Annotated in this window: 5 protein-coding genes; all 5 read left to right on the top strand. The window is 66.2% G+C overall.

Annotation, left to right across the window (positions count from 1 at the left end; genetic code table 11):
- On the top strand, window positions 1–935 hold a 935-nt coding region (locus WA702_RS17030; protein ID WP_425111705.1), incomplete at its 5' end, for an elongation factor G.
- Window positions 936–1,441: 506 nt separating this feature from the next.
- Complete coding sequence (locus WA702_RS17025; protein ID WP_425111704.1) at window positions 1,442–1,744, top strand: helix-turn-helix domain-containing protein; 303 nt, start codon at window positions 1,442–1,444, stop codon at window positions 1,742–1,744.
- A 99-nt stretch (window positions 1,745–1,843) separates the two neighbouring features.
- The gene (locus WA702_RS17020; RefSeq protein ID WP_425111703.1) at window positions 1,844–3,601 is read left to right on the top strand and encodes a SulP family inorganic anion transporter; all 1,758 of its coding nucleotides are present in this window, start codon (window positions 1,844–1,846) and stop codon (window positions 3,599–3,601) included.
- Between the two features lie 83 nt (window positions 3,602–3,684).
- Window positions 3,685–4,329, top strand: coding sequence for a YoaK family protein (locus WA702_RS17015; protein ID WP_425111702.1), 645 nt, complete (start codon window positions 3,685–3,687; stop codon window positions 4,327–4,329).
- Window positions 4,330–4,333: 4 nt separating this feature from the next.
- The gene (locus WA702_RS17010; RefSeq protein ID WP_425111701.1) at window positions 4,334–5,203 is read left to right on the top strand and encodes a shikimate dehydrogenase; all 870 of its coding nucleotides are present in this window, start codon (window positions 4,334–4,336) and stop codon (window positions 5,201–5,203) included.
- Window positions 5,204–5,456: the final 253 nt, after the last annotated feature.

Here is a 5,456-nt window from a genome sequence, read left to right as displayed (position 1 = left end):
ACACCATCGCAACCGGCAAGACCGCGCCATCGGCGCTGGTCCAGGTCGCGCCGGTTGCGCCGGTGCTCGCGATCTCGATCGCGTCCAACGACCGCAAGGACGACGTCAAGCTCGGCCAGGCGCTGCTGCGGCTGAATGAGGAAGATCCCTCGCTGACCATGGTGCAGAACCAGCGCACCCACGACACCGTGTTATGGGGACAAGGGGAAATGCACCTGCGCGTGGCGCAGGAACGCTTGCGTGACCGCTTCGGCGTCAGCGTCAAATCGCACACGCCCGCGATCGGCTATCAGGAGACCATCCGCAAACCGGTCACCCAGCGCGGGCGGCACAAGAAGCAGTCCGGCGGCCACGGCCAGTTCGGTGACGTGGTGCTCGATATCAAGCCGCTGCCGCGTGGCGAAGGTTTTCGGTTCGAGGAGAAGGTGGTCGGGGGCGCGGTGCCGCGCAACTACATCGGTGCGGTGGAGGAGGGCGTAATCGACGGGCTCACGCGCGGGCCGCTCGGCTTTCCGGTGATCGATCTCCTGGTCACGCTGACGGATGGCTCCTATCACAGCGTCGACTCCTCCGACCTCGCCTTCCGCACGGCGGCGCGGGCCGGCCTCAGCGAGGCGCTGCCGCAGTGCCAGCCGGTGCTGCTGGAGCCGATCCACACCGTCGAGATCGTCTGCCCGACTGAGGCAACCGCCAAGATCAACGCGATCCTGTCGGCGCGGCGCGGCCAGATCCTGGGCTTCGACACCCGCGACGGCTGGGACGGCTGGGACTGCGTGCGGGCGATGATGCCGGAAGCGGAGATCGGCGAACTCATCGTCGAGCTGCGCTCGGCCACCGCAGGCGCGGGCAGCTTCACGCGGAAGTTCGACCACATGGCCGAGGTCACCGGCCGCGCAGCCGATCACATCATCGCCTCGCATCGCGACGCAGCGTAGGGCATGATCGGGAACAGTTGAAGCCGGCTTTGTCTCGCGACCAACGCCAAAGGCGTTTGCGCGGGATCATGCTCAACAACAAGATGAGATCGTGATGCGATCCTCGGTAATCACATCATGATCTAACGGGTACAGGCAACCTCGCCTCATGCAAAGCCCGGCTCTTCCTGGTGCGGAGCCATCGCATCCTGGGGCCCGCCATTGGCGGGCCTCTCCCTGACGATGCTTCTGCCTGCGCGGCTTTGGCTTCGGCGACGAGCCGCTACCTCTGAAAGTCGTGGGAGAGACACGCTGCTCGGCGTAGGCGCTTGATCGCCGCAGGCCGGGTAAGCCGCCCACAGCCCTGCTGTCAGATAGATCTTCCCTCGCTGCGTTGGTAAGCGCCCCGCCCGGACACCATGCAATTGGGGGGATCACTTGCCTTGCCGTATGTCTACGGATGATGTATTTTATATCATTGTCTTTATCTGAAACATCAATTATGGTGCATCTTACGTGAGGCCAGAGTGATCACGTCGTTCCAAATGCGGGCTGCGCGAGCGTTGCTCGGGATAGATCAGAAAACCTTGGCCGAACTGGCCGGCGTGTCCTTGCCGACCATCCAGCGGATGGAAGCCTCGACGGGCAACGTCCGCGGTGTCGTCGACACGCTGATCAAGGTCGTCGATGCGCTCAATCGTGCGGGCGTGGATCTGATTGGCGAACACGCGCGCAGCGACAATGGCGGGCGCGGGGTTCGCCTGAGAGAGCCAGGGCCGCCCCGCCGTTTGGGCCGTCAAATTGAAGCTGAGCGCGATGGCGCATCCTAGCCTCATCGCGCCGCACGGTGGAGCGAGCGCGTTTCGCCGTGCTGACGCATCGTTGCGCTGGGCAGACCAGCCGGACGATGCGAAGGGAGCATTGTGGGCATGGATATCCGCACGCCCGTGAGCCGGCCCGGTGTCGGCGAACGTCATCCGAGTTTCGCTGAACTCTATTCGCCAAAGCTGCTTACCGTGCTGCGCGAGGGCTACGGTCTTGCCGACCTCCGCGCAGATACGATCTCCGGCCTGACGGTCGCGATCGTCGCGCTGCCCTTGTCGATGGCGATTGCGATCGCCTCCGGCGTCCCCCCTGGGCGTGGACTCTATACCGCCGTGATCGGCGGCTTCCTGGTGTCGCTGCTTGGCGGCAGCCGTTTCCAGATCGGCGGCCCGGCCGGCGCCTTCATCGTGCTGGTGGCGCTCTGCGTTGACCGCCAGGGCGTCGACGGCCTGATTCTCGCAACAATGCTCTCGGGCGTGATGCTGGTGATCGCGGGCTATTTGCGGCTCGGCACCTACATCAAATTCATTCCCTACCCGGTGACGGTCGGCTTCACTGCCGGCATTGCCGTGATCATCTTCGCAAGCCAGCTGAAGGATCTGTTCGGTATCACGCTCGCAGGCAAGGAGCCCGGCGAATTGATCCCGAAGCTGGTTGCGCTCGCGCACGGCGCGCCTACCGCCAACGTCGCTGCGGTTCTGCTCGCCGCCGCTTCGATCCTGATCATCGTCACCTTCAAACGATTGCGGCCGACTTGGCCCGGCATCCTGATCGCGGTCGCGATTGCGGCGCTTCTCACTTGGGCCTTCAACCTGCCCGTTGAGACCATCGGCACCCGCTTCGGCGGCATCCCGCGTGAACTGCCGTTTCCGGCATTGCCCGCGTTCTCTCTTGCCAAGGTGCAGGCTGTGTTCCCGGACGCGATCGCGTTCGCGTTGCTGGGCTCCATCGAGTCCTTGCTGTCAGCCGTCGTCGCCGACGGGATGACCGGCCGCCGACATCGTTCGAATTGCGAGCTGGTGGCGCAGGGTTTTGCCAATATCGGCTCGGCGCTGTTCGGTGGCATCTGCGTCACCGGCACCATCGCGCGCACCGCGACCAATGTGCGGGCCGGCGCGCGCGGACCGGTCTCCGGCATGCTGCATTCGATGTTCCTGTTATTGTTCATGCTGGTCGCCGCGCCTCTCGCGAGCTTCATCCCGCTCTCCGCGCTTGCCGCCGTGCTCGTGGTGGTAGCCTGGAACATGGCGGAGAAGCACGAGTTCATGACCTTGATCCGGGCTTCCTGGGGCGATGCCGTCGTGCTGCTCGCGACGTTCCTGCTCACGATCTTCCGCGATCTCACCGAGGGCATCCTGGTCGGCTTTGCGCTCGGCGCGGTCATCTTCATCCACCGTATGGCGCAGATGACCGCAGTCGAGGACGGCGCTCCGCTTGTCAGTGAAGACCGGTCGGACTTCGGTGATCCCGCCCGCGTGCCTTATGATGCCAGGCTCAGTGCAGACAAGGACGTGCTGGTCTACCGCATCACCGGTGCCTTCTTCTTCGGCGCTGCCGCGGCTGTCGGCTCCGTGCTCGATTCGATCGCGGAGCGTCGCAAGGCCTTCGTGGTCGACCTGTCCGCCGTGCCGTTCCTGGACTCGACCGCGGCGAATGCCATGGGCCGCGTCGCCGCCAAGGCGAAGCGGCAGCACATCAGGCTGTTCATCACCGGCGCCTCACCGATGGTGCGCCGCGAACTGCTGACCCATGGCGTGCGACCGCCGCTGGTCCGCTACCGCGAGACCATTGAACGCGCGATCGCCGACATCAAGAGCCATGCATCATCGGAACTCGCCGTGGATGCGCTGGAGACGAGCTGAGCCCGTCGTGGACGTCCACCTTCCCCTTGGGGCCGCCTTGGCCGAGACTTGAACCGACGCCATCATCCAGCGTTGGTTCGCCTATGCTCGATTCGCGCCGCAACATCCTGCTCGCCTGTGCGCTGAGCGCGCTCGCCGGTTACGTCGACGGCATCGGCTTCCTGCATCTCGGCGGCTTGTTCGTCTCGTTCATGAGCGGCAACTCGACGCGTATGGGCGTCAGCCTCGCCGAGGGCGACTGGCAGCCGGCGGCCCAGGCGTTTGGTCTGATCGTGCTGTTCGTGGTGGGCGCCGCGATCGGCAGCCTGATCGTGCGCAGCCGCAGCCGTTATTGTCAGTGCTGGATCCTGCTCGTCGAGGCGGCGCTACTGGCGGCAGCCGGGCTTTGCCATGTCCGTGGCTTTCCGCAAGCCGCCATCGCCGCGATCGTCCTGGCCATGGGCCTGGAAAACGCGGTGTTCCAGATCGAGGGCAGTGGCGGTCTCGGCCTCACTTACGTCACCGGCGCGCTGGTCAAGATCGGGCAGCTGATGGCGGTCGCGCTGACCGGCGGCCCACGCTTCGGCTGGGTGCCGAACCTGTTGCTCTGGGCGGCGCTGGTGACCGGCTCGGTCATCGGCGCGGGCGTTTATCTGCGGATCAATCTGGCGGCGATCTGGTTCGCCGCGGCGGTGGCCTTCGCGCTGGGCGCGATGCTGGCCATGGGGGCGCGGGCACGCAAGGATTGACTCCATGGCCGGCGTGGCCGATGTCACCGCCATGAGTGCCGCCTCCAAAGCTCCCGCCGCCTGCCTGATCGGCTGGCCCGCCGCCCATTCGCGCTCGCCGCTGATCCATCACCATTGGCTGCACACGCTCGGCATCGTCGGCGGCTATGTGATCGAGGCGGTGCCGCCGGAGGATCTCGCGGCGTTCATCGGCTATCTCGGCGGCCGCGGCTTCGTCGGCGCCAATGTCACGATCCCGCACAAGGAGCGGGTCCTGGAGCTTGCCGCGCCGGACGCGCGGGCACGCGCGATCGGCGCCGCCAACACGCTCTGGTTCGAGGGCGACGTGCTGCGGGCGACCAACACCGACGTCGAGGGCTTCATCAACCATCTCGATGCCTCGGCGAACGGATGGGAGCGCGCTGAGGAGGTGGTGGTGCTCGGCTCGGGCGGCTCGGCGCGCGCGGTGGTGTTCGGGCTTTTGGAGCGCGGCATCAAGCGCATTCATGTCGTCAACCGTACAGCGGCGCGGGCGCAAGCGTTGGCGGATCAGTTCGGCGCGCGGGTGCAGCCGGCCGGCTGGGACCATGTCGCGACGCTGCTGCCCCGTGCAGGCCTCCTCGTCAACACCACCTCGCTCGGCATGCATGGCCAGCCACGGCTGCAACTGGATATTAGCGTCTTGCCTTCCTCCGCCGTGGTTGCCGATCTCGTCTATGTGCCGCTCGAGACGGCGCTGCTCGCTGCGGCGCGGGCACGCGGCCTGCGCGTGGCCGATGGCCTTGGCATGCTGCTGCACCAGGCGGTGCGCGGTTTCGAGCTGTGGTTCGGCACGCGCCCGCAAGTGACGGCAGAGCTGCGGGCGCTGGTCGAGGCCGATCTCACAAAGGCTTGAACGGGGAATAGGCGAGGTGGGCGAGCGTCCTACTCTGCGTACCCCGCCTCGAAGGCCGCGCTCGCGACGGCCAGGCGCCGGGCCGGCATGGCCGGTCCGCAGTTTCCGGGAGTTATCCGATGCCTACTGGTTTTTCCTTCATCCGCCCGACCCTCGCCGTCGTGATGGTCGCGGCAACCTCCGTCTTTGCGCTGGCGCAGAAGGCGCCGGTGCCGACGCGCGTGCGCGGCGCCATCGAGAGCATCGACGGCGA

The sequence above is a fragment of the Bradyrhizobium sp. genome, assembly GCF_049798375.1.
Lineage (GTDB): Bacteria > Pseudomonadota > Alphaproteobacteria > Rhizobiales > Xanthobacteraceae > Bradyrhizobium.
This window is presented reverse-complemented; position numbering and strand designations above follow the sequence as displayed.